Origin of the sequence: Streptomyces sp. NPDC087270 (assembly GCF_044744625.1) — a bacterium.
Lineage (GTDB): Bacteria > Actinomycetota > Actinomycetes > Streptomycetales > Streptomycetaceae > Actinacidiphila.
The window spans coordinates 70,395-96,736 of sequence record NZ_JBIUYR010000022.1 but is presented as its reverse complement, the minus strand read 5'-3'; the positions used below and the strand labels follow the sequence as shown (position 1 = coordinate 96,736).

Here is a 26,342-nt window from a genome sequence, read left to right as displayed (position 1 = left end):
GATCGGGTGCCCCCTGGTCGGTGCTTGGGGTGGGGGGGGGGGGGGGGGGTTCCGCCGGGGGGGGGCCCCCCCCCCCGCCGCCGTATGCGTATGCCCGCTCCGCTCGGCACCGTTCACCCCGGCCCGCCCCACCACCCGACATAAATCCGCAAATCCGGCCTTTCGGGTGGGTTCGTCAACACGGTGACTGCGCCTGCCCTGTTTCACCTCCCTCGTCAGAGTGACTAAATGTCGCCAAATCATCACCAGTCGCTACGATCCGATGCGTGAACCAGGTAGCTCGCCGTCTCGGCAAGACATTCGCGCTCGTTCTTCCGGTCGTCCTCGTGCTGTCGGGGACGCTCGCCGTCACCCGCGTGCCGTGGGCCGGTTCGTCCTCGGACGGACAGGTGCTGACCGCGGCGTCGTCGAAGAAGCAAGCGGCCCTCGCGCCCCAGGAGGCGCTGCGCCAGAAACTGCTGGCCGAACTCCAGGAGAAGGACCCGGGCGCCGCCCTGACCGACCTCCAGGTGGCCATGGCCAAGCAGCCCAGCCTGGCGCGCTACTGCGTCGACATCGCCCGCTCGCTGGGCCGCGCGGCCGTCGCCAAGTACGACGGTGCCGCCCACCGCGCCCAGGCGTGGTCGCGACCGGTGTGCGACACCTCGTTCGCGACGGGCGTGGCGTCCGTCGGCTGAACGGTCCCCCGCCCTGACGGCACGCGGACAGGCGTACGGCCCGCACCACACGGGCCGTACGCCCCTCGTCGCATAGGGTGCGCTCCATGAAGCGCGCCGACCAACGACCCCGTACCACCGCCTCATCCACCGCCGCCCGGGACACCGGTGGCGGAGCTTCCACCCCGGTCACCCAGGCGGTACTGCTCGCCGGCGGCCAGGGGTCACGGCTGCGGCCGTACACCGACGACCGGCCCAAGCCGATGGTGGAGATCCCCGGCACCGGGACGCCGATCATCGGCCACCAACTGGCCTGGCTGGCCGCGGAAGGCGTCACGGACGCCGTGATCTCCTGCGGCCACCTCGCCGAGGTACTGCAGGAGTGGCTGGACGGGACCCCGCTCCCGCTCAACGTCACCACCGTCATCGAACGCGAACCGCTGGGCCGCGGCGGCGGGTTGAAGTACGCGGCCGCCTCGCTGCCCCGCCCCGACGAGTCCTGGTACGCCACCAACGGCGACATCTGGACCCGCTTCCCGCTGCACGAGATGGCCGAGTTCCACGAGGAGCGCGGCGCCGTCGCGACGCTCGCGCTGGCCCGCCCCCGTATCCCCTGGGGCGCCGTGGAGACCAACGAGTTCGGGCAGGTGCTGGACTTCATCGAGGCGCCCCCGTCGCCTTACCTGATCAACGCCGGTGTGTACGTCTTCGCGCCCGAGTTCACCGCGATGCTGCCCGACCTCGGGGACCACGAGCGGACCACCTTCCCCCGGCTCGCCCGCGAACGCCGGCTCGCCGGGTTCCCGATCCCCCACGGTGCGTACTGGCGGGCCATCGACACCGCCAAGGACCTCAACGAGGCCGCCAAGGAGCTGGGTTCGCACCAGGGGTGATGTCCCTGGCGCCGCACCCCGGCAGCCGTCCCAGGGCCCTTCCAGAGCCGCGTCGGGACCGCGCCAGGGCCCTCCCACGGCCATCCCGGAGCCCCGCACCCCGGAAGGCGTCCTCAGGGCCCGTTCCGCGGAGCCGGCCCAGGCCGCCCCTCCCCCCTCGCGGCAGGCAGAACGAACGCGCAGGGGCGCCCCCTTCGAAAGGGGGCGCCCCTGCGCGGTGTGCCAGACGGTCAGGCCATGTTCTGCGGGGCTTCCGAGTGGCCCGCGGGCCCCGCCGAAAGACCCAGCAGCGGCCCGCTGCCGAGCAGCCCGCCGATCGCGCCCTGCGAGGGCTTCGCCGGCGGTGCGGGCGGCGGCGGAGCCTGCGTCTCGGCGGGCGGCGGCGCGTGCGTCACCGGGGAACTGCCGGAGGAGCCCCCGGACGAGCCGCCGGACCCGGACCCGGTACCGGTGCCGGACCCCGTGGAGCCGCCTCCCGTACCGATGGTGGTGTGGGTGCTCTGCGGCGCGGTGCTGCCGACCGACGAGTGCGTGTGGCTCGGCTCCGCGCCGGGCTGCGCCCCGTCGGCGCCGCCCTTCCCGTGCTTGCCGGCGCCGGACGACCGCGTCGGGTCGGCCGAGGCACCGGTCGAACCCCCGTCGCTGTCACCGCCGGAGACCTCGGGCAGCGGCGAACCGGGCAGGTTGTTCACGGGAGTCGACGCGGGGCCGGAGTGGCCGTGCTCCGTGCTGCTGGAGCGGACGGCCGCGCCCAGCACCGAACCGACCAGCAGCGTCAGGCCGATGGTGACCGTGGCGAGCACGGCGCCCCTGCGCAGCACGCGGCGGCGCAGGTCCCACAGGGTGACGCGGGGACCGAGCCGGCGCCAGGCGTCGCTCGCGAGGTGGCCGTCGATCGAGTAGACCGGGGCACCGGCGATCACCAGCGGGCTCCAGGCGGCCAGGTAGATGAAGTCGGGCGCGTCGTAGACCGGGACGGTCCGCCAGCTCACCGTGACCAGCAGGGCGATCGACACGGCGGCACCGAACGCCGCGGCGATCCGCTGCCAGAGACCGAAGACGGTGAGCACGCCCACCACGACCTGCAGGAAGGCGATGGACAGGCCCGCGCCCACCGGGTGGTTGAGCGCGGCGTCGCGCAGCGGCTCGGCGGCGCCCCAAGGGTGCAGCGAGGAGAGCCACTTGACCATCGAGCCGCGGTGGCCGCCGTCGAAGTAGACCCGGTCGCACAGCTTTCCCATGCCCGCGTAGATCGACACGAAGCCGAGGAAGACCCGCAGCGGCAGCAGCACGATGCCGAGGTTCATCCGCCGGTGCGGGTAGTACGCGTGCCTGACCGCGTCACCGCGGCGCCCGCGCGCGCGGCCGCGGTCGCCGCTGTCGGGCCCGTCGCCGTCGCGGTCGTCGTAACCGTCGTCGTCGTAACCGCGACCGCTCCTGCCGATCAACGGCTCGTCGAAGGGGGCGCGTTGGCCGATCACCGTGGGAGCCGCGGCAGGCAGTACGGACGTGTCGTCGATCCGCGGCAGCACCTGCGTCGCGGCTCCGGAGCTCCCCGGACCGGCCGCGGCGCCGGCCTGCCGGCGCACCGCCTGCGTCAACTCGGGCGAGGTGTGGCCGGACCACACAACGGGCTTGCCGCGACGCGCGGACGGCATCCGTACCGTGTCCGCGACGCCGAGGGCGCGGGTCGAGGCGGCGCCGAGCTGCACCCGGAAGCTCGCGTGGTTGACGATGACCTGGGCGGGATCGCTCGGCACCCGTGCCATGGTCATCACGCGCTCATCAAACCCGGGCGCCCCTCCCCCCGTGGAGGTGCGGGGTGTTCTGGTGTCCACACTCATCTAACCGAGTGACGGTCGTTTAGGACACTGCCTGACGGTCCCCCGTCAGACCACCCGCGCCGCGGACCCGTCGAGCCCTCGGGCCGTCGGACCCCGAGGGAGGAACCGGCCGATCCGTTCCACCCGTCGGCGGATCTCACCGAAATCTCATCCCCCTCCCATGGTGTCACCAAGGCGGCACCAAGAAACCGCCAGCAGGATGCGGTGGTCAGCCCAAGTCCCGGTCCAGGAGCGGTGCGATGATCCTGCACGACCCCCGAGTGCGCCGGCTCGCCCGGCGGGTCCGCCTCAAGGCCCGGCGGGTGATCACCGCGCCTCCCCCGGTGCTCGGGCCCGAGGCGACCCGCCTGGTGCCCGACCCGGTGTTCGTCATCTCCTCGATCCGCTCGGGCTCCACGCTGCTGCGGGTGCTGCTCAACAGCCATCCCGACGTCCGCGCCCCGCACGAGATGCACCTGCGCACCCTCACCCTGACCTACGCCGAGCCCTACACCGAGAAGGCGATGGGCCTGCTCGACCTGGACCAGCGGGAGTTGGAGCACCTGCTGTGGGACCGGGTGCTCCACCGCGAGCTGGTGCGCAGCGAGAAGAAGGTCATCGTCGACAAGACGCCGGGCAACGCCGACCAGTGGCAGCGGCTGCACGAGGCGTGGCCCCGGGCCCGGTTCATCTTCCTGCTGCGCCACCCCGCCTCGGTGGTCGCCTCCCAGATGGACTCCCGGCCGGACAAGGGCATCGACTGGACGGTCCGGCACATCCGGCGCTACGTCGAGCAGGTCGACGCCGCCCGCGGCGCGCTCGACGGCCTCACCGTCCGCTACGAGGACCTGACCGCCGACCCCGAGGCGGAGTGCCGCCGGCTGTGTACGTTCCTGGGCGTCGACTGGACGCCGAAGATGGTGCGTTACGGGCGCCAGGACCACGGTCCGTTCCAGGTCGCGATGGGCGACTGGAGCGACAAGATCAAGTCGGGGCGGGTCCAGGCACCGCGCCCGCTGCCGAGCCCGGAGGACGTCCCGGAGCCGCTGCGCGCGATCACCCGCAAGTGGGAGTACCCCTGCTAGGAACCCGGTGGGCCGCCCCGGGTTCGCCCGGCCGGTAAGGGCGCCGCGCCTGGGCGGCAGCCCTTACACCCCTGGCGCCCCTTACACCCCTGGCACCCCGCACCCGTACCCCGCTGGCACTCCGTTCACCCCGTGCTCCCCTGGCGGCGTCAGCGTGACGCGCGGCGGCGGGACGCCTCGTACAGCACCACGCCGGCCGCGACACCCGCGTTGAGCGACTCGGCGCCGCCCGGCATCGGAATCCGCACCCGCACGTCGCACGTCTCGCCGACCAGCCGGGACAGCCCCTTGCCCTCGCTGCCGGCCACCACGACCACCGGGCCGTCCAGCAGTTCCAGGTCCTGGAGTTCCAGTTCCCCGTCGGCGGCCAGCCCGACCACGGTCAGCCCGGCCTTCTGGTACGCCTCAAGGGTGCGGGTGAGGTTGGTGGCACGGGCCACCGGCACCCGGGCGGCGGTGCCCGCGGAGGTCTTCCAGGCGCCCGCGGTCATACCCGCCGCGCGCCGCTCGGGCACCACCACGCCGTGCCCGCCGAACGCGGCGACCGAGCGCACCACGGCGCCGAGGTTGCGCGGGTCGGTGACGCCGTCGAGCGCCACGATCAGCGGGTCCTCGCCGCGGCCGGCGGCGGACGCCACCAGGTCCTCGGGGTGGGCGTACTCGTAGGGCGGGATCTGGAGCACCAGCCCCTGGTGGTTCAGCCCCGCGGTGATCCGGTCGAGCTCCGGCCGCGGCGCCTCCAGCAGCGGCACCCCGCGGTCGGTGGCGAGCGTCACGGCCTCGCGCACCCGTTCGTCGTTCTCGATGTACTGCTGGACGTAGACGGCCGTCGCGGGGATGTCGGCGCGCAGCGCCTCGACCACCGGGTTGCGCCCGACCACCATCTCCGAGGTCGACTTGGCACCGCGGCCCGAGGGCCGGCGGGACTGCGACGAGACGGTCCTGCGGGCCTGCGCGTTGGCGACCCGGTTCTTCTTGTGCCCCTTGCGCACCTCGGCCGGCGGCGTGGGGCCCTTGCCCTCGAGGGCCTTGCGGCGCTGCCCGCCACTGCCGACCGTGGCGCCCTTCTTGTTGGACGTACGGCGGTTCCTGCGCTGGCTGTTCCCGGCCATGGGACACTCTCACTTCTTCGGTCGAACGCTGCAAAGCTCCACGGGTCCCGCGAGCCGGTGAACACCGGAGGCCGACCCCGGAGGCCAACCCCCGGAAGACCGGCCCCTGCGGGCCGGTCGCCGAGGTCAGCCCCTGAGCGTCCAGCGCGAGCCGGTCGGGGTGTCCTCGATCTCCAGACCCGCCTGGACGAGCTGGTCGCGGATGGCGTCGGCGGTGCCGTAGTCCTTGCGGGACCGCGCGGACTGCCGCTGCTCCAGGACCAGCTGCACCAGGGAGTCGACGACGCCGTGCAGGTCGTCGCCGCCCTCGGAGCCGCTCCAGTGCGGGTCGAGAGGGTCGAGACCCAGTACTCCGAGCATCGCACGGACCTCGGCCAGACGCGCGACCGCCGTCTCCTTGTCGTCGGCGGTGAGCGCGCTGTTGCCCTGCCGGACCGTGGTGTGCACCACGGCCAGCGCCTGCGGGACGCCCATGTCGTCGTCCATCGCCTCGGCGAAGGCCGGCGGGACCTCGGCGGCCGGCTCGACCACACCCGCCTTCTCCACCACGCGCTGCGCGAAGCCCTCGATCCGGGCGAACGCCGACTCGGCCTCGCGCAGGGCCTCCTCGCTGTACTCGATCATCGAGCGGTAGTGCGGGGTGCCCAGGTAGTAGCGCAGCACGATCGGCCGCCAGCGCCGCACCATCTCGGAGACCAGCACCGAGTTGCCGAGCGACTTGCTCATCTTCTCGCCGCTCATGGTGACCCACGCGTTGTGCACCCAGTACCGGGCGAACTCGTCGCCGTACGCCTTCGCCTGGGCGATCTCGTTCTCGTGGTGCGGGAAGATCAGGTCGATGCCGCCGCCGTGGATGTCGAAGACGCGGCCCAGGTACTTGTGGGCCATCGCCGAGCACTCCAGGTGCCAGCCGGGCCGGCCGCGGCCCCACGGGGTCTCCCACGACGGCTCGCCGGGCTTGGCGGCCTTCCACATCGCGAAGTCCCGCTGGTCGCGCTTGCCGGTCTCGCCGTCGCCCTCCGGCTGCCGCAGGTTGTCCAGCTCCTGGTTGGACAGCTCCAGGTAGTCGGGGAACGAGCGCACGTCGAAGTAGACGTTCCCGTCGGCCTCGTAGGCGTGGCCGCGCTCGATCAGGCCGCGCATCATCGCGATCATCTCCGGCACGTGGCCGGTGGCCCGCGGCTCGTACGTCGGCGGGAGGCAGCCGAGCGCGTCGTAACCACTGGTGAAGGCGCGCTCGTTCTCGTACCCGATCGCCCACCAGGGGCGGTCCTGCTCGGCCGCCTTCCTGATGATCTTGTCGTCGATGTCCGTCACGTTGCGCACGAAGGTCACTTCGTAGCCGCGGTAGCCGAACCACCGGCGCATGATGTCGAAGTTCAGACCGGACCGGATATGGCCGATGTGCGGGGCCGCCTGCACGGTGGCGCCACACAGGTAGATCGAGACGCGGCCCGGCGTGAGCGGGGCGAAATCACGAACCTGGCGCGCGTTGGTGTCGTACAGGCGAATAGTCACGGGGACAAGGGTAGTGGCTCCACGTGAGCGGCCCGCCCCCTCTGCCCGATCCTGACATCTCCTCGACACACCACGGCCGGCCGGCCCCGCACGGACGGTCCGGGAACCGTCAGGACGCGGTCGTGCGCGCGGTCCGTACCACCAGCGCCGTGGCGATCGCGGCGAGCCCTTCACCGCGGCCGGTGAAGCCCAGCCCGTCCGTGGTGGCGGCGCTGACGAAGACCGGCGCCCCCACGGCGGTGGCCAGTACCCGCTGCGCCTCGTCGCGCCGCTTCCCGATCTTGGGCCGCTGCCCGACCACCTGGACGGCCACGTTCCCGACCACGAACCCCGCGTCCCGGACGATCCGGGCGGCCTCGGCGAGGAGCGTCAGCCCCGACGCCCCCGCCCACTCGGGCCGCCCGGTGCCGAAGTGCGCGCCGAGGTCGCCGAGCCCGGCCGCGGAGAACAGCGCGTTGCACGCGGCGTGCGCGACCACGTCGGCGTCGGAGTGCCCGGCGAGGCCGGTCCCCTCGCCCTCCCACTTCAGGCCCGCGCACCACAGCTCACGGCCCTCCTCGAAGGCGTGGATGTCGGTGCCGATGCCGACCTGCGGCAGCCCCGGCAGCCCGCCGTCGTACGGTCCTGTGCTGTGCTCCTCAGTGGCCATGGGCCCTCCTGCGGGCGAGTACGGCCTCGGCGAGCACGAGGTCCAGCGGACGGGTCACCTTGAACGCCTCTTCGTGTCCGGGCACCACCCGGACCGGCACGCCGAGCTGCTCGACCATGCTCGCGTCGTCCGTGACGTCCTGGGTGACGGTGGCGTGCGCCTTGGCGAGTACGGCCCGGTCGAAGCCCTGCGGGGTCTGCACGGCGCGCAGCAGAGCGCGCTGCGGGGTGCCGGTGACCGCGCCGGTCTCCGGTTCCACGCTCTTGACGGTGTCGGCGAGCGGGAGGCCGGGGACGACGGCCGGCGCGCCGGCGCGCACCGCCTCGACCACGCCCTCGACGGTCTCCACCGGCACCAGCGGGCGGGCCGCGTCGTGGACCAGCACCACGTCGACGTCGTCGGGCAGCGCGGCCAGGCCGAGCCGTACCGAGTCCTGCCGGGACTCGCCGCCGGGGACGACGGTGACGGCGGTCGCCTCGGGCAGTTCGTGGGCGTCGAGCAGCGCCCTGACCTCGGCCGCGCCGTCGGGCGGGGCGACCACGACAATGACCTGGACGGCCCGGGCCGCGGCCATCGCGCGGACCGCGTGGACGAGGATCGGCACCCCGCCAAGGGTGCGCAGCGCCTTGGGCGCGCCGGGGCCGAGCCGGACGCCACGTCCGGCGGCGGGAATGACAGCGGCGGTACGCAGGTTTGTGTCCTTGTGTCAGATGGGTATCGCACTCAGAGTGCCTGGCGCGGTGTTCCTCCGGACCCCTTCCGTGACCTCCGGAGGACCTTCGCTCGCCCGGCACGAGGGGCATGCCGTGGCATCAGCATGCCGCAGCACCCGGTCATCCTGCTCAACCGGGTGCCGCGGCAGGTCCCCCGGGGGTGGCCGGGGGTGCGTCTGCGTAAGTCGGTACGTCACATGGGGCGGCGTGGGGTCTCACACCGGCAAGGACGCGACACGAGAACGTCCGAAAAGGGACGGTCTTACGACGCGAGGACCTCGTCGAGCAGCGTCTCGGCCTTGTCCTCGTTGGTGTTCTCGGCCAGTGCGAGTTCGCTGACCAGGATCTGTCGCGCCTTGGCGAGCATGCGCTTCTCACCCGCCGACAGGCCGCGCTCGCGCTCGCGCCGCCACAAGTCGCGCACGACCTCCGCGACCTTGATGACGTCGCCGGACGCGAGCTTCTCCAGATTTGCCTTGTAGCGGCGGGACCAGTTGGTGGGCTCCTCGGTGTACGGCGCGCGCAGCACCTCGAAGACCCGGTCCAAACCGTCCTGACCGACCACGTCGCGTACGCCGACGAACTCCGCATTGTCCGCGGGCACGCGTACCGTCAAGTCGCCCTGGGCGACCTTGAGCACCAAGTAGGTCTTGTCCACGCCTTTGATCTGGCGAATTTCGATCGCTTCGATCAGCGCGGCCCCGTGATGGGGATAGACCACGGTGTCGCCAACCTTGAACGTCATGTGACAGGTACCCCTTCCGTGGCTATCCAGGGTAACACGGGAACGGCGTCTTCTGAATGGCGTTTCCGCAGGTCAGGGCATATCTCGGGGCTTGACAACCGCCCCCGGAACGTGCTGGAGGGGGCGCCCGCGACGGGGTATTCGCAGGTCGGAGCCGGTATACGCCGGGCCCGAAACGTACCCGTTACAGCCCCGAACGGCCCCGAACAACGGGCGATACGTCCCGATTTGTCGCTTCCACTGGAGTGCACCATCGCTACGCCGTTCGGGCCGGTGGCCGGTTACCGGCCGTCCGAAGATCGAATTTTGCCCGATCATGGAAAAGGCCCCGTGACCGATCTTGGGGCGCGCCGGTAATCAACGCGCCCTAATGGCGGGGCCGGTGCGCGGCCGAGGGCGTGGCGTCGGTAATGTAAGGCCGCTGGAAGATCTTCCGTACCCTGCCCAAGGAGATGCCGCCGCCGTGGTCCGCAGCATCCGTCGCGGCGCTCTCGCCGCCGTACTCGCGCTCTCGCTCGCGCCTCTCGCCGCCGCCTGTTCGGCCGGCAACGACGCGGCGACGCTGGAGGTTCACCCGGACAGCGACTCGGGGTCGACGGGGAACGTGAAGGTGCAGAACGCCTTCGTGCTCACCGACCCGAGCGGACCGGCGACCCTCACCGCCCGCCTGTTCAACAACGGCTCCTCCGCCCAGAGCCTGCAGTCCGTGCAGATCGGCGGGACCACGATGGCCACGCTCAAGGGCGCGCACGGCGGGTCGACGATCAGCGTGCCGGCGCACGGCAGCGTGCTGATCGGCGGCAAGGGCAACCCCGCGGCGGTCCTGCCCGGGCGGAACGAGGCGCTGCGCGACGGCGACGTCCAGAACGCGGTCTTCTCCTTCAGCTCGTCCGGCGCGGTGAAGATGGAAGTCAACGTGACGCCGGCGAGCAGTTACTTCGCGCCGTACGGGCCGGGTTCGCTGCCCACGACGACCGCGCCGACGACGCCGACGACGGGTTCCACGCCGACCGGCTCGCCCGGGTCGTCCGACAAGACCTCCGGCAAGACCTCGGACAAGACGTCAGGCAAGTCGTCCGGCAAGTCCTCGGACAAGACGTCCGGCACCTCGTCGAGCACGTCGACGGGCACGCCGACCGGCACGGAGACGCCCAAGGCGTAGGCACGCGCAGGTAGACGACGTAAGGGGCTCGACACCAGGTGTCGAGCCCCTTACCGTTCGCGGCGCGCCGGGCCGGCCTACGGCTCGAACTTGTACCCGAGGCCGCGGACCGTCACCAGGTAGCGCGGCGCGCCCGGGTCCGGCTCGATCTTCGCCCGCAGTCGCTTGACGTGGACGTCGAGGGTCTTGGTGTCGCCGACGTAGTCCGCGCCCCAGACCCGGTCGATGAGCTGCATCCGGGTGAGCACGCGCCCGGCGTTGCGCAGCAGCATCTCCAGCAGGTCGAACTCCTTCAGCGGGAGGTCCACCTTGCCGCCGCCGACGGTGACCACGTGCCGGTCCACGTCCATCCGGACCGGACCGGCCTCCAGGGCGGCCGGCGAGATCTCCTCCGGCTCGCCCCGGCGGCGCAGCACCGCACGGATACGGGCGACCAGCTCCCGGGAGGAGAAGGGCTTGGTCACATAGTCGTCGGCACCTATTTCCAGGCCGACCACCTTGTCGATCTCGCTGTCCTTGGCGGTCACCATGATCACCGGGACATTGGACTTGAGCCGAAGCTGGCGGCAGACCTCGGTGCCGGGCAGGCCCGGCAGCATCAGGTCGAGCAGTACCAGGTCGGCGCCGTTGCGCTCGAACTCGTCCAGCGCGTCGGGCCCGGTCGCGGAGATCGCGACCTCGAAGCCCTCCTTGCGGAGCATGTACGACAGCGCGTCGCTGAAGGACTCTTCGTCCTCTACGACGAGTACGCGGGTCACGGGAGGACCTCCGGGGCGGGGATGTGTTCGGGGAGGGTCTGGAAGAGCTTGTCGTCCGTCGGCTCGTCGACGGCGTCGTCGTACTGCTCGTCCGGGTCGGAACGGGCGGACGGGTGGGACCGTTCCGGCTGGTGGGGCAGGTCGGAGCGGTCGGATCGGTCCGATCCGGAGCCCGGTTCCGGGGGACGGCCGCGGGCTGCCTCGGGCAGGCGCAGCGTGAAGGTGGAGCCCTGTCCCTCGGCGCTCCACACCGTGACCTCCCCGCCGTGCGAGGCAGCCACGTGTTTGACGATGGACAGTCCGAGACCGGTGCCGCCGGTGGCCCGCGAGCGCGCCGGGTCGACCCGGTAGAAGCGCTCGAAGACCCGTTCGCGGTCCCGCTCGGAGATGCCGATGCCCTGGTCGGTCACGGAGATCTCGATCAGATCCCCGCCGGCCGCGCTGATCCGGCGGCCGGCGATGCCGACCCGGGTGCGGGCCGGACTGTAGTTGACGGCGTTCTCGACGAGATTGCCGAGGGCGGCGGCGAGCTGGCCCCGGTTGCCCCAGATGAAGAGATCGGGGGTGGTGCCGGTGGCCATGGTGATCTGCTTGGAGTTGGCGGGCTGCCGGCAGCGGTCGACGGCCTCGGCGACGAGGTCGTCCACGGCGACCGGCTCGGCGTCGACGAGGGCGTCGTCGTCCTGGACCCGGGACAGGTCGATGATCTCCTGCACCAGGCTGGTCAGCCGGGTGGCCTCGATCTGCATGCGGCCGGCGAAGCGGTTGACCGCCTCGGGGTCGTCGGACGCGTCCATCACCGCTTCGGAGAGCAGCGAGAGGGCGCCGACCGGGGTCTTCAGCTCGTGGCTGACATTCGCCACGAAGTCGCGGCGCACCGCCTCGATCCGGCGGGCCTCGGTCAGGTCCTCCACCAGCAGCAGCACCAGCCGGGAGCCCAGCGGGGCGACCCGGGCGGAGACCGCCAGCCCCTCGCCCCGCCCGGCACCGCGGCGTGGCAGGTCCAGCTCGACCTGGCGTATCTCACCGTCCCTGCGGGTCTCGCGGGCCATCTGGAGCATCTGGTCGACGGCCAGCCGGCCGCCGCGGACCAGCCCGAGGGCGTACGCCGCCGAGCTGGCCTTGACCACGGTGTCGCCTTCGTCGAGGACGACGGCGGAGGAACGGAGCACGGACAGGACGGTGTCCACGCCCGGCGGTAGTACAGCGGTCATGTTGTCGGTCCGTTGCGCTTTGCGGGTGGGCCGGGCCTGTTCCCGCTCGCTCCACCGGAACGCGAGTACGGCGCTGGCGCCGGTCAGGAGACCGGCTATCGCGCTGGCGGCGGCTACTGCCGCGTTCACGTCCACACCTACAGGTTAGGTGGCCTGCTCAATTGCTTTACAACCCCGGGAGCGAGCTCTCGGATGTACGTTGCCAAGAGTTCACCTTGAGGAAGGTCCTGATTCATCTGCGAGGCGCGATCGGTACGCGTACACCCATCAGCGTGTGAGCGTGGAGGAGAAGCCTCTCTTTTGAGCACAGTTTCTGAGCACACGTTTCGGCCACGGCATGTGTGCCCTCGGCCTGTACGGAAGGAAAGCGATGCGGGACGCATACCACGAGGAGCTTGACTCGATCGGTGACGGGCTGGTCGAGATGGCCCGGCTGGTCGGGTCCGCGATCGGCCGTGCCACCACCGCGATGCTGGACGCGGACCTCAAGGTCGCGGAGAGCGTGATCGCCGCGGACGAGAAGGTCGACGACCTCCAGCGCGAGCTGGAGAACCGCGCGATCACGCTGCTGGCCCGGCAGCAGCCGGTCGCCACCGATCTGCGGATCGTCGTGACGAGCCTGCGGATGAGCGCCGACCTGGAGCGCTCCGGCGACCTGGCCCGGCACGTGGCCAAGCTCGCCCGGCTGCGCTTCCCGGAGTCGGCCGTGCCGCGCGACCTGCACAGCACCATCCTGGAGATGGGCCAGCTCGCGCAGCGGCTGATGGCGAAGGCCGCCGAGGTGATCATCACCAAGGACGTCGACGACGCGCTCCAGCTCGAAGCGGACGACGACCGCATGGACGAGTTGCACCGCACGCTCTTCCAGCACCTCCTCGACGACCGCTGGAAGCACGGCATCGAGACCGCGGTCGACGTCACACTGGTCGGCCGGTACTACGAGCGCTTCGCCGACCACGCGGTCTCGGTCGCCAAGCGGGTGGTCTACCTGGTGACGGGCGAGCACGCGGACGAGCTGAGCCCGACCCCGACGTCGGTCGAGGGCGCGTAACGGCGGGGGCGCGCGTCTTACGGTGAGGCGCGTCCTACGGCGGGCCGGTCAGCGGCTGCGGGCCGGCGGCGGCGCACGGCAGGGCCGCCGGTTCCGGGTATCCGGGTCCGCGTCACCGGTCGACGGTCGCGGCCCGGGGCCGGCGGCGTGGGGCGCGCCCCGGCCAGGCGGAGGGGGGCGCGCGCGACGGCCAGGCGGAGGGGGGCGCGCGCGGCGGCGGCGCCTGCCCGGGATGCGCTCGTGCGCCCTTGAACACCGGAACACGCCGGGGTTCACTGGTGGTCAGGCAAGCCTGAGGAGGGTGTCACCGATGCCGCAGTCCCCCACCCCACCGCCCGTCCGCGACCGCGACCGCCCCGCGCCAGAGAACGCGTCCCCCCTGCGCACCCCGCTCCCCCTGGTCGCCGCCTGCGGCTGCGGCTCGGGCTGCGGCTGCGGCTGCCAGTCCGGCAGCCCCTGCCAGTGCAGCGGCTGCTCCCACTAGGTCCTCCCACCAGCACGCGTATCCAGGCTCCGCCCGGTCGACCGGGCGGAGCCCGCGCATGCCGGGGCCGGCAGCCCAGCGGGCCGGTGCAGCCGCGCCGGCGTACGTCCGCGCGGGAGCCAACCAGCCGTCACGTCGGCGGTGAGCTGTCGCCCGCGAGGGCATGAGGTGGATCTGGGGCCAGCACACGACCAGCGAGGCGGAGCGCGCCGAGATCGCCGCCTCGCCACTGCGGGCCGCCACCGAGCAACCGGCCGACCTGCCCCCGGCCCTGGTGCTCACCGGCAAGGCGGACGTGCTGCGCACCGCGGGCGTACCGGTCACCACTGTCCGCTACCAGCGGCATCATCCCCGACTCCGTAATGGTCGACGCCCTCCGCGAAACCCACGCCGCCCAGGCCGCGATCACCCTCGCCGCCACCACCCTCCACGACGCGCTCCACGCCTGACCCCACCCCGCCACCCAGCTCCGACAGGGGAACTCACAACGGCGGTGGCGGCGCGCAACGCTTCCGCTGCCGCCGTCGCCTGAACTCCCCGGCGGGGATCGGAAGTGCCACGAGCAGGGGAATGCAGGCGACTTGCCGCCACGACTCGCCAAAGACCCACCGATCCACGGCGACACAGAAAACAGCCCAGGCGCACAACGCAATGACCAGCAGACGCCAACGCCTTCGCTCGCCCATCCCATCCCCCACCGCCCGACCCGCGCGAGACCCCTCCCCGAACGCACGCCGGCGCAGGCACCTGCCTACTGGCTCCCCTGCCTACGCCACAACCAAGCCTCAGGAAAGGGAGGTTCCCCGCGTCCGTCGCCGGCACCGCCACGCCTGACGGCCCACAGACGGCCCCGAACGCACGCATGCCCCCTTCCCGCGGACGAACCCGCAGGTCGGGGGCATGGTCGGGCTGGACGGGCTACTTCTTGCCCTGGTTCTTGACCGCTTCGATCGCGGCGGCCGCGGCGTCGGGGTCGAGGTAGGTGCCGCCGGGGGTGACCGGGCGGAAGTCGGTGTCGAGGTCGTAGGCGAGGGGGATGCCGGTGGGGATGTTCAGGCCGGCGATGTCGGCGTCGGAGATGCCGTCGAGGTGCTTGACGAGGGCCCGCAGCGAGTTGCCGTGGGCGACCACGAGCACGGTGCGGCCGGTGAGCAGGTCGGGCACGATGCCGTCGTACCAGTACGGGAGCATCCGCTCGACGACGTCCTTGAGGCACTCGGTGCGGGGACGCAGCTCCGGCGGGATCGTGGCGTAGCGCGGGTCGTCGGACTGGGAGTACTCGGCGCCGTCGGCGAGCACCGGCGGCGGGGTGTCGTAGGAACGGCGCCAGAGCATGAACTGCTCCTCGCCGAACTCCGCGAGGGTCTGCGCCTTGTCCTTGCCCTGGAGGGCACCGTAGTGCCGCTCGTTCAGCCGCCAGGAGCGCCGCACCGGGACCCACAGCCGGTCGGCCGCCTCCAGGGCGAGCTGGGAGGTGCGGATCGCGCGCTTGAGTACGGAGGTGTGCAGCACGTCGGGGAGCAGGCCGGCGTCCTTGAGCAGCTCGCCGCCCCGGACCGCCTCCTTCTCACCCTTGTCGTTGAGGTTGACGTCCACCCAGCCGGTGAAGAGGTTCTTCGCGTTCCACTCACTCTCGCCGTGGCGGAGCAGGATCAGCTTGTACGCAGCAGCAGCCATGCCTCTGAGCGTAATGGAAATCGAGTGGCGCCCCGCGACCGGCCTATGTAATCTGCGCATCGTGAGAGCGACTATTACATCGACGGTGCGGGAGACCATGTCGGGGCTGCCCCGGCAGTTCTGGTGGTTGTGGACAAGCACCCTGGTCAACCGGCTGGGCGGCTTCGTCGCGACCTTCCTCGCGCTGTACCTGACGGCGCAGCGCGGCTACTCCCCTTCGTACGCCGGGCTGGTGGCCGCGCTCTACGGCCTGGGCGGGGCCGGCGGCGCCGTGCTCGGCGGGGTGCTGGCCGACCGGATCGGGCGCCGGATCACCCTGCTCACCGCGCAGGTCGGCGCCGCCGCGGCCACCGCCGTGCTCGGCCTGGTCACCGCACCGCTCGCCGTCGCCGCGGTCGCCGCGCTCCTCGGCCTCGTCGGCAACGCCTCCCGCCCCGCGCTCTCCGCGATGATCTCCGACCTGGTGCCGCCGGAGGACCGGGTGCGCGCGTTCTCCCTCAACTACTGGGCGATCAACATAGGGTTCGGCGTCTCGGCGGCCGTCGCGGGCTTCGTCGCCGCCGAGGGCTACCTCTGGCTGTTCCTCGGCGACGCGGTCACCACGCTGCTGTGTGCGCTGGTGGTCTTCGCCAAGGTCCGGGAGACGCTGCCGAACGACGTGCCGAGCGCCGCGCCGAATGCCGCGCCGAGCACCGCGCCACGTGCCGCGCCGCACGCCACGTCGGGTGCCGCGCCCGGCCGCAGGGCCGCACGCACCGCCGCGGCCGGGAAGCGCGATCCGCGCACCACCACCGGCCCCGCGCGCCCGATCACCCTCGCCGACGTCGCCCGCGACCGCCGCTTCATGGCCGTGGTCGGCCTGACCTTCCTGGTCGGCGCGGTGATGCAGCAGGGCTCCTCCACCCTCGCGGTCGACATGGGCGCCGACGGCTACTCCGCGCGGCAGTACGGCCTGGTGATCGCGCTGAACGGCCTGGTGATCGTGCTGCTCCAGATCCCGCTCACCCGGGCACTGCGTTCGCGCAGCGCGGCCGGCCTGCTGGCCACGGGGTCCCTGCTGATGGCCTGGGGGTTCGGGGCCACCGCCTTCGCCGGGTCCGTGGCGGTCTACGCGCTGACCGTCGTGATCTGGACGGTCGGCGAGATCGTGCACGCCCCCGCGTCCATGTCGGTGGTCGCCGACCTCGCCCCCGCCTCCGCGCGCGGCCGCTACCAGGGCATGTTCTCGCTGTCCTGGTCCGCCGCCGCCTTCGCCGGGCCGCTCGCGGGCGGCGTCACCCTGGACCACCTCGGGCGGGGCGCCGTCTGGTGGGGATGCGCGGCCGTCGGCACCGTGGCGGGCGCGGGCTACTACGGCCTGCTCCGTACGCGTACGTCGCCGCTTCTCGCGGAGGTGCCCGCTCCGGCGGCGCCGCTCGCCGCACAGACGCCAACACCCGTCGCGCCGACCGGGAACGACCTCGACCCGGTCTGACCGCACCCGCCTCCGCACCGCCCTCGCACCGCCTCCACCCGCCCCGCCACGCACCCCCATCACGCACCCCCGTCACCGCAGCAGTTCGCGCTGCGCCCGGTACAGATCCGCGGGGACGTCCGCGGCCGGACCGGGGGCACCGTAGGACTGGAGCCTGGTGTCGAGCGGGCCGGCGAAGTCGGGGGTGTCGGTCTGGGCGAACTCGGTGACCTCGGAGACCGCGACCGTCGCGCTGCGCGGGGCGACCTCGTCGATGCGGACGCAGCCCGCCCGGCCGTTGGTGACGGTGATGTTCCAGTGGGTGAACCGGGCGCCGTAGAGCGGCCCCGCGGTCAGGTCGCCACCGTGCCGGCCGTCGTTCTCGCAGCTGATGTCGGTACGCACGCAGGCGAACGGCAGCCCGCGGTGGGTGTCGAAGGTCCCCATCTCCATCCGCCCGCCCGCCCAGACGTTGTAGGACGACAGCCCCTCCACGTTGATGCCGTGCAGTTGGGCGTCGGGCGGGGCCGGGGTGGTGCGGCGCTCGACGGCGAAGTCGGTGACGAGGTTGTCGTGCGAGCCCTCGCGGCAGGCGTACGCGTGGTGGCAGCCGCGGCCGGCCACGCGGGTGCGCCGGAAGGTGGTGGCCTTCGCCGCGACCATCAGAAAGCCGTTGTCGACGTCGACCGCGTGCACATCGTCCACCCAGCAGTCCCAAGTGCATTGCGCGGCAAGGCCGTTCCAGCCCCGGTCCCGCAGGTGCGGGCCCTGCTCGCCGGCCGCCGTCGCGATCGTCAGGCCCTCCACCCCGGAGCCGGTCAGCGGCCGCACGCAGGTGGTGAACGTCGGTTGCCACTCCGAGCGGGTGTCCAGCGGCAGCGGCCGGTCGAGGCCGATCTCGTCCCCGTCGACGGACACGATCCGCACCGGCCACTCGTACGGCAGGTACGACAGCAGCTTCGTCTTGTCCGACCAGTCGTACGCCGCCGCGCCCGGCACGTCGCCGGCCATGTGCCGCAGCAGGCCATGGGACGGGGTGTCGGCGTACTGGAGCAGGACCCGGTCGCCGGCCCGCAGCGACGAGGGGTCGTCCACCCGCACGCTCCAACTGCCCTGCCGGGACTGCGTGGTGACCCGGGCCAGCGGCTCGAAGTCCGTTCGGCGGTTGCCGGTCCAGCCCTCGAACGGCCAGTCCCGCTCGCGGATCGCGCCGGTCAACTCGCGGTAGCGGGCCGCCGGACACATCCAGACCAGGCCGCCCGCCCACGACCAGCTGGACTTGTCGCCGCCGTACCTGCTGCCGTAGCCACCGACGATCTCCTCCAGCGGGCGGGTCGCGTACAGCGTGGTCCGCCCGCTGCCCGCGCCCCGCAGCGTGGTGCCGCTCCAGCCGACCTGCACCACGTCGTCGATCCGGTACGTGCCGGGGCCCAGCAGCACCTCCCCGCCGCCGGACTCCCCCACCTCACGCAGCGCCCGGTTGATCGCGGGCGCCGCGTCCGCCGTGCCGCCCGCCCGCGCACCGAACTCCTCGACGCGCGCCCGGAGTTGGCGCCGGGGGAAGTCGGTGGCACCGTCCGCGCAGCCGGCCTGCGCCACGTAGGGGATCTGCGGGTGCGCGTAGGGATTCGCCGCGAACTCCGCCCACATCCCGCCGCCCGGGTGCTCCGCCATGACCCCGCCCTTCCACCGAGTTCATGAATCTGAATACGATTCACTCATGCGTCCGCCGGTACGATACGCGGGATGGCTTCCGACGGGAACGGGGAAGACCCGCCTGCCGCGGATTCCTCCAGCAGACGTAGGCGTCTGCGGAGAGGGCGGGCGCCGGGGTGGGCGGCGGCCCGCTACTCCTCGGAGGACGGCCTGGTCAGGTGGGTGAACGCGTCCAGGTTTCGGGTGGACTCGCCGCGGGCCACCCGCCAGGCGTACTCCTTGCGGATCGCGGACGCGAAGCCGAGTTCGAGCAGCACGTTGAAGGAGCCGTCCGCGTTCTCCAGGACCGCGCCCAGGAGCCGGTCGACCTCCGCCGGGGTGACGGCGGCCAGCGGGAGCCGGCCGGCGAGGTAGACGTCGCCGAGCCGGTCGATGGCGTAACCGACGCCGTACGTACGGAGGTTGCGTTCGAGCAGCCAGCGGTGGAAGGCGTCGTGGTTCTCGTCGGGGTGGCGGATCACGAAGGCGTTGAGGGAGAGGGTGTGCTCGCCGACGATGAGCTGGGTGGTGGTGGACAGCTTGCGGGTGCCCGGGAGTTGGGTGACGTACGTGCCCACGCGGGGTGACTCCCACGGGAGTTCGGCCTCGCGCAGCGCCTGCTCCACCGCCGCCCGGGCGCGGGCGGCGGCCGGCGACGGCGCACGGCCGGCGTCCGCGGGCTCCGGCGGCTCGGCAGACCCCTCCGGCGCGGAGGACGCGGAGGACGCGGACGGCGCGGACGGCCCGCCCGGCGCGGAGGGCTCCGTGGACTTCGGGGGCTCCGTGGACTCGGGGTGCTCCGGGGAAGCGTCAGCCATGGGCCGATCGTAGGTGACGCCGGTGCTCCTGCTGCGCCGCCGCGTACACCTCGGCCGTGTCCGCCGCCGCGGCGCCCCAGCCGAAGCCGCGGGCGTGCCGGGCCGCGGCCGCGCCGAGGTCGTCCGCGAGGTGCGGGTGGTCGACGAAGCGCCGCAGCGCCTCGGCGTAGTCGCGCGGGTCGTGCCCGGGGACGAGGAAGCCGGTGCGGCCGTCGGCGACCGCGACCGGCAGCCCGCCGACCGCGGCGGCGACCACCGGGGTGCCGCACGCCTGCGCCTCGATCGCGACCAGCCCGAAGGACTCGCTGTAGGACGGCATGACCAGGACCGTCGCCGCGCGGTACCAGTCCGCGAGCCGCGCCTGGTCCACCGGCGGCTGGAACCGGATGACGTCGCACACGCCGAGCCGCGCGGCCAGCTTGTGCAGCGCCTCGGGCTTGGCCAGCCCGCTGCCGCTGGGGCCGCCGACGATCGGCACGACCAGCCGCTCGCGCAGCGCCGGGTCGCGCTCCAGCAGCACCGCCACGGCGCGGACCAGCACGTCGGGCGCCTTCAGCGGCTGTATCCGCCCGGCGAAGAGCGGGATCACCGCGTCCTGCGGCAGCCCGAGCCGAGCCCGGGCGGCGGACCGCCCGCCGGCGTCGGGCCGGAAGCGGTCGAGGTTCACACCGGGGTGGACGACGGCGACCTTGCCGGGCGCCGCGCCGTAGTGCCGCGCCAGCTCGGCGGCCTCCTCGTCGGTGTTCGCGATCAGCCGGTCAGCGGCCGCCACCACCTGCGTCTCGCCGATCACCCGGGCGGTCGGCTCGGGGCAGTCGTCGGCGGCGAGCGCGGCGTTCTTCACCTTGGCCATGGTGTGCATGGCGTGCACCAGGGGTACGCCCCAGCGCTCGGCGGCCAGCCAGCCGACATGGCCGGAGAGCCAGTAGTGGGAGTGCACCAGGTCGTAGTGCCCCGGGCGGTGACCGGCCCACGCCTGCATCACGCCGTGCGTGAACGCGCAGAGCTGGGCCGGCAGGTCCTCCTTGGCGAGCCCTTCGTACGGGCCGGCGTCCACGTGCCGCACCAGCACGCCGGGGGCCAGCTCGACCGCGGGGGGCGCGCCGCCGGTGGTGGCCCGGGTGAAGATCTCCACCTCGATGTCCCGCTCGGCCAGCCGTCTGGCCAGCTCCACGATGTACACGTTCATGCCGCCGGCGTCGCCGGTGCCCGGCTGGTGCAGAGGAGAGGTGTGCACGCTCAGCATCGCCACCCGCCGTACCCGGCGCCCGACCGTCCACCTCTTGTGCGGGGTTCCGCGGCGCGCGCCGAGCCGGGACGTGTACGTGGTCACCATGCGATCCTTCCGGCAGCCGTACCCCCGTCGTCAACCTCGCACAACACCGGAATGTGCGATTCCATTTCCGATCTTCCGCACCGATGTCAGGTCGTTACCACGGCGCCCGGGGCCACGATCGGCATGACCCGCGTGACCGGCCATGACCGTACCCGTGCCGGTACGACGACGGCGTGACCGTGCGCTCCCTCGTGCGAAGCCCCGTGCCCGGCGGCCGGCGCCCGGTGTATCGCGCGGCCGGACCCTTCGCGGGGCGCATGCCCCCGGTCCGCCCGTTCACGCTCGTCCGGTCCGCCCGTTCACGCTCGTCTACCCTCGTGCCCATGAGCAGCGGGCGCGCGGTGGGCGCGGTGGGCACGGTGACCAGGGGCACCACCAACCCCAACCGCCTGCGCCGGATGGACCGCTGGATCGCCGCCACCCTCGCCCGGGAGCTGCGCGGCGCCGCCGACCCGCTCGCCGTCGACCTCGGATACGGCGCCGCGCCCTGGACGGCCGTCGAGCTGCTGACGCGGCTGCGCCGGGTACGGCCGCAGGCCGAGGTGGCCGGCGTCGAGATCGAGCCCGCCCGGGTCGCCGCGGCACTCCCCTATACCCGCGACGGCCTGACCTTCCTGCACGGCGGCTTCGAACTCCCGCTGCCCGGCGGCCGCCGCCCCCTGCTGATCCGCGCGGCGAACGTGCTGCGCCAGTACGACGAGGCCGAGGTAGCCGGCGTCTGGGCCGCGCTACGGGCCCGGCTGGCACCCGGCGGCCTGCTGGTCGAGGGCACCTGCGACGAGATCGGGCGCCGGCACGTCTGGGTCGCGCTCGGCCCGGAGGGTCCGCGCAGCATCACCTTCGCGACCCGGCTCGGCTCGCTCCACCGCCCGTCCGACCTCGCGGAGCGCCTCCCCAAGGCGCTCATCCACCACAACGTGCCGGGCGAACCCGTCCACACCTTCCTCACGGCGTTCGACCGCGCCTGGGCGTCCGCGGCGCCCCTCTCCTCGCTCGGCGCGCGGCAGCGCTGGATCAGGGCGGTACGCGACCTGCGCGACCAGGGCTGGCCGGTGCTCGACGGCCCCACCCGCTGGCGCCAGGGCGAGATCACGCTGGCGTGGGAGTCCGTCGCGCCGTGAGAGGCCGCGCCTCGCGGGGTCCGGGGCACCCCGAGAAGGACCCCGGACCCGGAAGAGGGTCGCGTACGCCACACGGTTGCACCCGTCACGCGTGACCTTGGTCATGGGCGGATACCCCCATTGGCTCCCAAACCGCCCGCCCGTACCGGCATATGGCACGGGGGATTCACTTTCGGCACTCCCGTCCCGTCCGCTTGAACCACTAGGGTCGCCAGACCGAGACCTCAGGGGGAGGGAAGGAGCCGAGTGATGTCCGCTGCCAGGCGCGGCACCGAACGGCCCTCGGACACCCACCGCGGTGCCCAGGGCCGTGCAGGCGTGCCCGCGGACGCCTCGACGCGGCACGACGCTCCCCAGGAGCCCCCGGCGCCGGAACCGGCACCGGCCTCCTCGTCCGATCCGGCGCCCGCAGGCGCGACCGCCACCGGCTCCATCGCCACCGGCGCCGCCGGCTCCACCGCCACCGGTCAGACGCTGGCGCTGCCCCGGCAGCGCCAGGACACCGTCCCGGACCCGCTCGTACTGACCCTGCTGGTGATCGGCGACGACCCGGCCGGCGCGTTCACCGCGCCCTACTTCCACGAGTCGGGCGGCCCCCGTATCCGCGTGCTGCGGGCGCGCAACCTGACCGCGGCGGGGCGGCTGCTCACCGACGACGTGCACTGCATCCTGCTCGATCTGCCGGACGTGCTCGGCGGCCTCCAGCAGGTGCTGCGGCTGGCGCCGGGCACCGCGGTCCTCGTCCTCACCGACGGCACGGACGACGGGGAGACCGCCGCCGAGGCGGTCCGGGTCGGCGCGCAGGACCACCTCGTACGGGACAGCGTGGACGGTGGGACCGTCACCCGCGCCGTGCGCTACGCGGTGGAGCGCAAACGCGCCGACCTCGCGCAGCGCCAGCTCACCCAGACCCGGCTGCTCGCCCAGGAGAACCGGCGGTTGGAGCGCGGGCTGCTGCCCACCCCGCTGCTGGAGGGCGCGACCGGGCTGCGGTTCGCCTCGCGCTACCGGCCGGGCCGCAGCCGGGCCCTGCTCGGCGGCGACTTCTACGACACGGTGCGCACCCCCGACGGGACCGTGCACGCGATGATCGGCGACGTGTGCGGGCACGGCCCGGACGCTGCCGCGCTCGGCGTGGAACTGCGGATCGCCTGGCGGGCGCTGACCTTCGCCGGGCTGGGCGGCGAGGAACTGCTGCGCACCATGCAGGACGTGCTGGTGCACGAGCGGGCCGACGAGGAGATCTTCGCCACGTTGTGCGCGGTCGACATCGCGCCGGACGGCCGCTCGGCCGAGCTGCACCTGGCCGGGCACCCGGCCCCGATGCTCGCCGCCCCCGACCGGCCGCCGGCGTTGCTGCCGTTCGAGGCGGGCGGGCCGGCGCTCGGGCTGCTGCCGGACGCCTCCTGGGACCGGATCGGGGTCCGGCTGGACGGCGAGTGGTCGCTGATGCTCTACACCGACGGCCTGATCGAGGGCCGGATCGGCAAGGGCACGCAGCGGCTGGGCCAGGAGGGCATGATCGGGCTCGCCGGGCAGCTGATGGCCGCGGGCCTCGGCGGTGAGGAACTGCTGGACGCGACCATGGCGAAGGTGCGCGAACTCAACGGTGGTGAGCTGACGGACGACGTGGCCGTGGTGCTGCTGGAGCGGCAGGCGTAGGACCCGGTACGGACTCTCAGCGGCGGCCGTTGTACGGGCCGTACGGGCCGTCGCTGCTGCTGCCCCCGCTGCGGCTGCCGCCACGGCGACCGAAGCGACCACCGCCGCCACCGGCGCTACGCCCACGGCCGCTGACGGCGCGGACCGCCGGGCGGACGTCGACCATGTACACGATCACGGCGATCAGGCCGATGACCGGCAGGAACGACATGATGCTGAACAGCTTCATCACCGCGGCCGCGATGCCGAGGATGATCAGCCAGAACGCCTTGGTGTTCTTGTCCGCTGCCCGATAGGCGTCCTCACGACGGATCGCCGCGTCGACGAACGCGAAGAGCGCGAAGAGGAAAAGCGCCAACGAGATCAGGCCGACCACCGAAAAGAACGCTGTGATCAGCAAGTCGTCCACCGCCTCTCAGTCACTGTCTGGTCATGGCCACCGTACCGGTCCTACCCACCTAACGGACCGGGCGCGCATCCGGTGCCCGGTCCATCGGTCGGTCTTCACCTCGTGCTGCCCCGGTCGGTCCCGGTCGGCCGCGCCGAGGCGGGCGGGTCACTCCGCCGGCTTGCGCGGGGTGGTACGGCGCTGGGCGGCCGGCTTCTTCGGGGCGGCGGGCTTGGGGGACTCCGTCGCGGCCTTGCCCGACTGCGGCTTCGGCTTGGCGGCGGACGCCGAGGCCGATCCGGATGCCGAGCCGGACTTCGACGTGTGCCCCACGGCGGGAAAGTCCACGACCTCGTCGGCCGGCTCGCCACGCCACTTCGCCACGGCGTCCTTGCCGCGCACGGCCAGCTCGTCGTACGTCTCGCGGGTGCGCACCGCGTACTCCGCGGCGCGGCCGACGCCCTGGAGCGCGAAGCCCTGCACGGACTCGCCGATCTTGCGGAGGTCCGGCCGCAGTTCCTTCAGGTCCAGGTCGGAGAAGGTCTCGTTGAGCTTGCTCTGGGCGTCCTTGGCTCCCTCGGTGACGCGCTGCTGCACGTCCTTCGGGTCCGTCGCCCGCAGCTTCTCGAACCGCTCGGGCGCCTGCTCGCGCAGCTTCTCCAGCAGGCCCGGGACCTCCCGCAGCTTCTCCGCGGCCAGGTCCGCGGTGCCCGCGACCGCGTAGAGCGGGGTCGGGTTGCGCAGGCCCTTCACGATGTCATCGGTGATCGTCATTGCTCTCGTCCCTCTTCTTCCTTGCTTCGTCGCTTGCACGTCGCTTGCTCATCGCTTGCTTTGTCACTCGTTCGGCGGTTGCCCGCCGGTCCTGCCGGGTGCTGCCCGGCCCGCCACCACCGAAGCGGCTGCCCCGTCCCGACCCGCTTCCCATGCGGCGCCCGTGCCGTCCGCCCCCTCAGGGGCCGCGGCGTTCTCCTTGCGGAAGGACTCGTAGATCTGGATCAGCACCTGCTTCTGCCGTTCGTTGATCGACGGGTCGGCCAGGATCGCCGCCGGCACCTCCAGCTCGTCCCGCTCCCGCGCGTCGAGCATTCCCGCCTGCACGTAGAGGGTCTCCGCCGATATCCGCAGCGCCTTCGCCAGCTGCTGCAGGATCTCCGCGCTCGGCTTCCGCAGCCCGCGCTCGATCTGACTCAGATAGGGGTTCGACACCCCCGCGGCATCAGCGAGCTGCCGCAGGCTCAACTGCGCGCTGCGCCGCTGCTCCCGCAGGAACTCCCCCAGCTCGCCCACCTTCAACGCACCCATGTCCCCAGCGTGCCCCACCCTGCTAACTTTTGCAAGCAACCCGCTTGCAACTGTTTCCCTCCAGCCGCGGGGGGTGGTGACAGGGGTCGGTGGGGGTGGCACCGTAGGGCGGATGGGTGCGGATGAGGTGGTCACGGCGGAGGACGGGACGCGGTTGTGGGCGACCCGGGGCGGCGAGGGGGCCCCGGTGGTGTGCTGCCACGGTGGGCCCGGGTTGTGGGACTTCCTGGGGGACCTGGCCGGGCTGCTGGCGGACCGGGCCACCGTGTACCGCTGGGACCAGCGCGGATGCGGGCGGTCGCAGCGGCGCGGGCCGTACTCGGTCGCCCGGTCGGTGGCCGACCTGGATGCCGTACGGCGCCATTTCGGGCTGGAGCGGATGGCGCTCCTGGGGCATTCGTACGGGGCCCAACTGGCCCTTCAATACGCGCTGGACCACCCCGAGCGGGTCAGCGCGCTGGTCTACGTCTCCGGCAGCGGGATCGACGCGCGCGACACCTGGCGGTCGGCCTACCACCGGAACCTGCGCGCCAACCTCGGTGCGGACGTGGACCGTTGGGAGGCGCTCGGCGACCGCGAGCAGCGCACCGAGGCGGAGATCCGGGAGTGGTGCGTGCTGCAGTGGTCGGCCGACTACGCCGACCGGGAGAAGGCGCGGGAACAGGCCGAGGAATCGGCCACACCCTGGTTCGGCGTCAACTTCGCCTGCAACACGACCGTCAACGCCGACGTGAACCGCACCTCGGGCACACCCGAACTGCTCGCGGCCTGCCAGGAGTTGGAGGTGCCCGTGCTGATCGTGCACGGCGCCGAGGACATCCGGCCGGACTGGGCGCTCGACTCGTTGGAACGGGCCCTCCCCCGGGTCTCCCGGACGCTGCTCGACGGCGCCGGCCACCTCCCCTGGGTGGAGCGGCCCCACGCGTTCCGCGCCGCGGTCGGCGACTTCCTGGCTCGCGAACTCCCCTTCCACGGAAGGTGAGTTCGCTGGCGGACCGACATGGCTCCGCCCGTGGACGCGCCA

The 26,342-nt window shown here is 72.7% G+C and carries 24 protein-coding genes and 1 pseudogene; 10 read left to right on the top strand and 15 right to left on the bottom strand.

Annotated features, from left to right (window positions below; translation table 11 throughout):
* Positions 1 to 266 precede the first annotated feature (266 nt).
* Positions 267 to 677 carry a hypothetical protein gene (locus ACIPAE_RS33780; RefSeq protein ID WP_328467598.1) on the top strand — a complete coding sequence of 137 codons (411 nt, stop codon included), beginning with the start codon at positions 267 to 269 and terminating at the stop codon, positions 675 to 677.
* Positions 678 to 763: 86 nt separating this feature from the next.
* Entirely contained in the window at positions 764 to 1,549 is a 786-nt protein-coding gene (locus tag ACIPAE_RS33775) for an NDP-sugar synthase (protein WP_402450519.1), read from the top strand.
* A 230-nt stretch (positions 1,550 to 1,779) separates the two neighbouring features.
* On the opposite strand, the gene ACIPAE_RS33770 is transcribed toward ACIPAE_RS33775, so the two are convergent.
* Positions 1,780 to 3,324: a DoxX family protein gene (locus ACIPAE_RS33770; RefSeq protein WP_402450594.1), complete on the bottom strand. Its 1,545-nt coding sequence runs from the start codon at positions 3,322 to 3,324 to the stop codon at positions 1,780 to 1,782.
* Positions 3,325 to 3,632: 308 nt separating this feature from the next.
* Between ACIPAE_RS33770 and ACIPAE_RS33765 the strand changes: the two genes are divergently transcribed.
* The gene (locus tag ACIPAE_RS33765) at positions 3,633 to 4,457 is read left to right on the top strand and encodes a sulfotransferase (protein WP_329366170.1); all 825 of its coding nucleotides are present in this window, start codon (positions 3,633 to 3,635) and stop codon (positions 4,455 to 4,457) included.
* 149 nt (positions 4,458 to 4,606) lie between these two features.
* Here the strand turns inward: ACIPAE_RS33765 and rlmB are convergent, their stop codons facing one another.
* From rlmB to ACIPAE_RS33740, 5 genes are all read right to left on the bottom strand, one after another.
* Entirely contained in the window at positions 4,607 to 5,569 is a 963-nt protein-coding gene (gene rlmB / locus ACIPAE_RS33760; protein WP_329366172.1) for a 23S rRNA (guanosine(2251)-2'-O)-methyltransferase RlmB, read from the bottom strand.
* A 126-nt stretch (positions 5,570 to 5,695) separates the two neighbouring features.
* Positions 5,696 to 7,087 carry a cysteine--tRNA ligase gene (gene cysS, locus ACIPAE_RS33755; RefSeq protein WP_329366174.1) on the bottom strand — a complete coding sequence of 464 codons (1,392 nt, stop codon included), beginning with the start codon at positions 7,085 to 7,087 and terminating at the stop codon, positions 5,696 to 5,698.
* Between the two features lie 109 nt (positions 7,088 to 7,196).
* Positions 7,197 to 7,736, bottom strand: coding sequence for a 2-C-methyl-D-erythritol 2,4-cyclodiphosphate synthase (gene ispF, locus ACIPAE_RS33750; protein ID WP_402450515.1), 540 nt, complete (start codon positions 7,734 to 7,736; stop codon positions 7,197 to 7,199).
* Positions 7,726 to 8,427: a 2-C-methyl-D-erythritol 4-phosphate cytidylyltransferase gene (gene ispD, locus ACIPAE_RS33745; RefSeq protein ID WP_328474354.1), complete on the bottom strand. Its 702-nt coding sequence runs from the start codon at positions 8,425 to 8,427 to the stop codon at positions 7,726 to 7,728. The genes ispF and ispD overlap by 11 nt, the downstream gene beginning before the upstream one ends.
* 284 nt (positions 8,428 to 8,711) lie before the next feature.
* On the bottom strand, positions 8,712 to 9,194 hold the full coding sequence (locus ACIPAE_RS33740; protein ID WP_103889522.1) for a CarD family transcriptional regulator: 483 nt from the start codon (positions 9,192 to 9,194) through the stop codon (positions 8,712 to 8,714).
* 463 nt (positions 9,195 to 9,657) lie between these two features.
* Here ACIPAE_RS33740 and ACIPAE_RS33735 point away from each other — a divergent pair, with 463 nt between their 5' ends.
* Entirely contained in the window at positions 9,658 to 10,356 is a 699-nt protein-coding gene (locus ACIPAE_RS33735; protein WP_402450514.1) for a DUF461 domain-containing protein, read from the top strand.
* Between the two features lie 77 nt (positions 10,357 to 10,433).
* On the opposite strand, the gene ACIPAE_RS33730 is transcribed toward ACIPAE_RS33735, so the two are convergent.
* Both ACIPAE_RS33730 and ACIPAE_RS33725 read right to left on the bottom strand, forming a co-directional pair.
* Positions 10,434 to 11,114 carry a response regulator transcription factor gene (locus ACIPAE_RS33730; protein ID WP_031525271.1) on the bottom strand — a complete coding sequence of 227 codons (681 nt, stop codon included), beginning with the start codon at positions 11,112 to 11,114 and terminating at the stop codon, positions 10,434 to 10,436.
* Entirely contained in the window at positions 11,111 to 12,463 is a 1,353-nt protein-coding gene (locus ACIPAE_RS33725; protein WP_329366180.1) for an ATP-binding protein, read from the bottom strand. Before ACIPAE_RS33725 ends, ACIPAE_RS33730 begins: the two co-directional genes overlap by 4 nt.
* A 235-nt stretch (positions 12,464 to 12,698) precedes the next feature.
* Here ACIPAE_RS33725 and phoU point away from each other — a divergent pair, with 235 nt between their 5' ends.
* Together phoU and ACIPAE_RS33715 are read left to right on the top strand one after the other, a co-directional pair.
* The gene (gene phoU, locus ACIPAE_RS33720) at positions 12,699 to 13,379 is read left to right on the top strand and encodes a phosphate signaling complex protein PhoU (protein ID WP_328467578.1); all 681 of its coding nucleotides are present in this window, start codon (positions 12,699 to 12,701) and stop codon (positions 13,377 to 13,379) included.
* A gap of 638 nt (positions 13,380 to 14,017) precedes the next feature.
* Positions 14,018 to 14,312, top strand: a pseudogene (locus ACIPAE_RS33715) (alpha/beta hydrolase fold domain-containing protein); the annotation flags it as partial.
* Positions 14,313 to 14,781: 469 nt separating this feature from the next.
* Here the strand turns inward: ACIPAE_RS33715 and ACIPAE_RS33710 are convergent.
* Positions 14,782 to 15,540, bottom strand: a complete 759-nt coding sequence (locus tag ACIPAE_RS33710) for a phosphoglyceromutase (protein ID WP_366412530.1) — start codon at positions 15,538 to 15,540, stop codon at positions 14,782 to 14,784.
* Between the two features lie 97 nt (positions 15,541 to 15,637).
* Here ACIPAE_RS33710 and ACIPAE_RS33705 point away from each other — a divergent pair, with 97 nt between their 5' ends.
* Positions 15,638 to 17,014, top strand: a complete 1,377-nt coding sequence (locus ACIPAE_RS33705; protein WP_402450591.1) for an MDR family MFS transporter — start codon at positions 15,638 to 15,640, stop codon at positions 17,012 to 17,014.
* A 72-nt stretch (positions 17,015 to 17,086) separates the two neighbouring features.
* Here the strand turns inward: ACIPAE_RS33705 and ACIPAE_RS33700 are convergent, their stop codons facing one another.
* The 3 genes from ACIPAE_RS33700 to mshA form a co-directional block, all read right to left on the bottom strand.
* Entirely contained in the window at positions 17,087 to 18,667 is a 1,581-nt protein-coding gene (locus tag ACIPAE_RS33700; RefSeq protein ID WP_402450509.1) for a glycosyl hydrolase family 28-related protein, read from the bottom strand.
* A gap of 173 nt (positions 18,668 to 18,840) precedes the next feature.
* Positions 18,841 to 19,314 (bottom strand): YbjN domain-containing protein, encoded by a 474-nt coding sequence (locus tag ACIPAE_RS33695; protein ID WP_328474350.1) that lies wholly within the window; start codon positions 19,312 to 19,314, stop codon positions 18,841 to 18,843.
* A 184-nt stretch (positions 19,315 to 19,498) separates the two neighbouring features.
* Positions 19,499 to 20,839: a D-inositol-3-phosphate glycosyltransferase gene (mshA, locus tag ACIPAE_RS33690; protein ID WP_402450589.1), complete on the bottom strand. Its 1,341-nt coding sequence runs from the start codon at positions 20,837 to 20,839 to the stop codon at positions 19,499 to 19,501.
* Between the two features lie 326 nt (positions 20,840 to 21,165).
* On the opposite strand from mshA, the gene ACIPAE_RS33685 reads away from it, so the two are divergent.
* Both ACIPAE_RS33685 and ACIPAE_RS33680 read left to right on the top strand, forming a co-directional pair.
* Positions 21,166 to 21,963 (top strand): class I SAM-dependent methyltransferase, encoded by a 798-nt coding sequence (locus ACIPAE_RS33685; protein ID WP_402450507.1) that lies wholly within the window; start codon positions 21,166 to 21,168, stop codon positions 21,961 to 21,963.
* A gap of 249 nt (positions 21,964 to 22,212) precedes the next feature.
* Positions 22,213 to 23,625 (top strand): PP2C family protein-serine/threonine phosphatase, encoded by a 1,413-nt coding sequence (locus ACIPAE_RS33680; RefSeq protein WP_402450504.1) that lies wholly within the window; start codon positions 22,213 to 22,215, stop codon positions 23,623 to 23,625.
* Between the two features lie 16 nt (positions 23,626 to 23,641).
* Here the strand turns inward: ACIPAE_RS33680 and ACIPAE_RS33675 are convergent, their stop codons facing one another.
* The 3 genes from ACIPAE_RS33675 to ACIPAE_RS33665 all read right to left on the bottom strand — a co-directional run bounded on the left by ACIPAE_RS33675 (position 23,642) and on the right by ACIPAE_RS33665 (position 25,318).
* On the bottom strand, positions 23,642 to 24,025 hold the full coding sequence (locus ACIPAE_RS33675; protein WP_328467566.1) for a DUF2516 family protein: 384 nt from the start codon (positions 24,023 to 24,025) through the stop codon (positions 23,642 to 23,644).
* Between the two features lie 156 nt (positions 24,026 to 24,181).
* On the bottom strand, positions 24,182 to 24,787 hold the full coding sequence (locus tag ACIPAE_RS33670) for a hypothetical protein (protein ID WP_402450502.1): 606 nt from the start codon (positions 24,785 to 24,787) through the stop codon (positions 24,182 to 24,184).
* A 63-nt stretch (positions 24,788 to 24,850) separates the two neighbouring features.
* Positions 24,851 to 25,318: a helix-turn-helix domain-containing protein gene (locus tag ACIPAE_RS33665; protein WP_329366200.1), complete on the bottom strand. Its 468-nt coding sequence runs from the start codon at positions 25,316 to 25,318 to the stop codon at positions 24,851 to 24,853.
* 112 nt (positions 25,319 to 25,430) lie between these two features.
* Here ACIPAE_RS33665 and ACIPAE_RS33660 point away from each other — a divergent pair, with 112 nt between their 5' ends.
* Positions 25,431 to 26,300: an alpha/beta fold hydrolase gene (locus ACIPAE_RS33660; RefSeq protein WP_402450499.1), complete on the top strand. Its 870-nt coding sequence runs from the start codon at positions 25,431 to 25,433 to the stop codon at positions 26,298 to 26,300.
* The last annotated feature ends 42 nt before the right edge of the window (positions 26,301 to 26,342 follow it).

What these genes read in the sequence shown, in the direction of transcription:
- ACIPAE_RS33710 (WP_366412530.1), bottom strand. Translation starts at nt 15,540, where the DNA reads ATGGCTGCTGCTGCGTACAAGCTGATCCTGCTCCGCCACGGCGAGAGT.
- ACIPAE_RS33665 (WP_329366200.1), bottom strand. Translation starts at nt 25,318, where the DNA reads ATGGGTGCGTTGAAGGTGGGCGAGCTGGGGGAGTTCCTGCGGGAGCAG.
- rlmB (WP_329366172.1), bottom strand. Translation starts at nt 5,569, where the DNA reads ATGGCCGGGAACAGCCAGCGCAGGAACCGCCGTACGTCCAACAAGAAG.
- ACIPAE_RS33765 (WP_329366170.1), top strand. Translation starts at nt 3,633, where the DNA reads ATGATCCTGCACGACCCCCGAGTGCGCCGGCTCGCCCGGCGGGTCCGC.
- ACIPAE_RS33660 (WP_402450499.1), top strand. Translation starts at nt 25,431, where the DNA reads ATGGGTGCGGATGAGGTGGTCACGGCGGAGGACGGGACGCGGTTGTGG.
- phoU (WP_328467578.1), top strand. Translation starts at nt 12,699, where the DNA reads ATGCGGGACGCATACCACGAGGAGCTTGACTCGATCGGTGACGGGCTG.
- ACIPAE_RS33685 (WP_402450507.1), top strand. Translation starts at nt 21,166, where the DNA reads ATGAGCAGCGGGCGCGCGGTGGGCGCGGTGGGCACGGTGACCAGGGGC.
- ispF (WP_402450515.1), bottom strand. Translation starts at nt 7,736, where the DNA reads ATGGCCACTGAGGAGCACAGCACAGGACCGTACGACGGCGGGCTGCCG.
- ACIPAE_RS33770 (WP_402450594.1), bottom strand. Translation starts at nt 3,324, where the DNA reads ATGACCATGGCACGGGTGCCGAGCGATCCCGCCCAGGTCATCGTCAAC.
- ACIPAE_RS33775 (WP_402450519.1), top strand. Translation starts at nt 764, where the DNA reads ATGAAGCGCGCCGACCAACGACCCCGTACCACCGCCTCATCCACCGCC.
- ACIPAE_RS33705 (WP_402450591.1), top strand. Translation starts at nt 15,638, where the DNA reads ATGTCGGGGCTGCCCCGGCAGTTCTGGTGGTTGTGGACAAGCACCCTG.
- ACIPAE_RS33680 (WP_402450504.1), top strand. Translation starts at nt 22,213, where the DNA reads ATGTCCGCTGCCAGGCGCGGCACCGAACGGCCCTCGGACACCCACCGC.
- ACIPAE_RS33740 (WP_103889522.1), bottom strand. Translation starts at nt 9,194, where the DNA reads ATGACGTTCAAGGTTGGCGACACCGTGGTCTATCCCCATCACGGGGCC.
- ACIPAE_RS33700 (WP_402450509.1), bottom strand. Translation starts at nt 18,667, where the DNA reads ATGGCGGAGCACCCGGGCGGCGGGATGTGGGCGGAGTTCGCGGCGAAT.
- ACIPAE_RS33670 (WP_402450502.1), bottom strand. Translation starts at nt 24,787, where the DNA reads ATGACGATCACCGATGACATCGTGAAGGGCCTGCGCAACCCGACCCCG.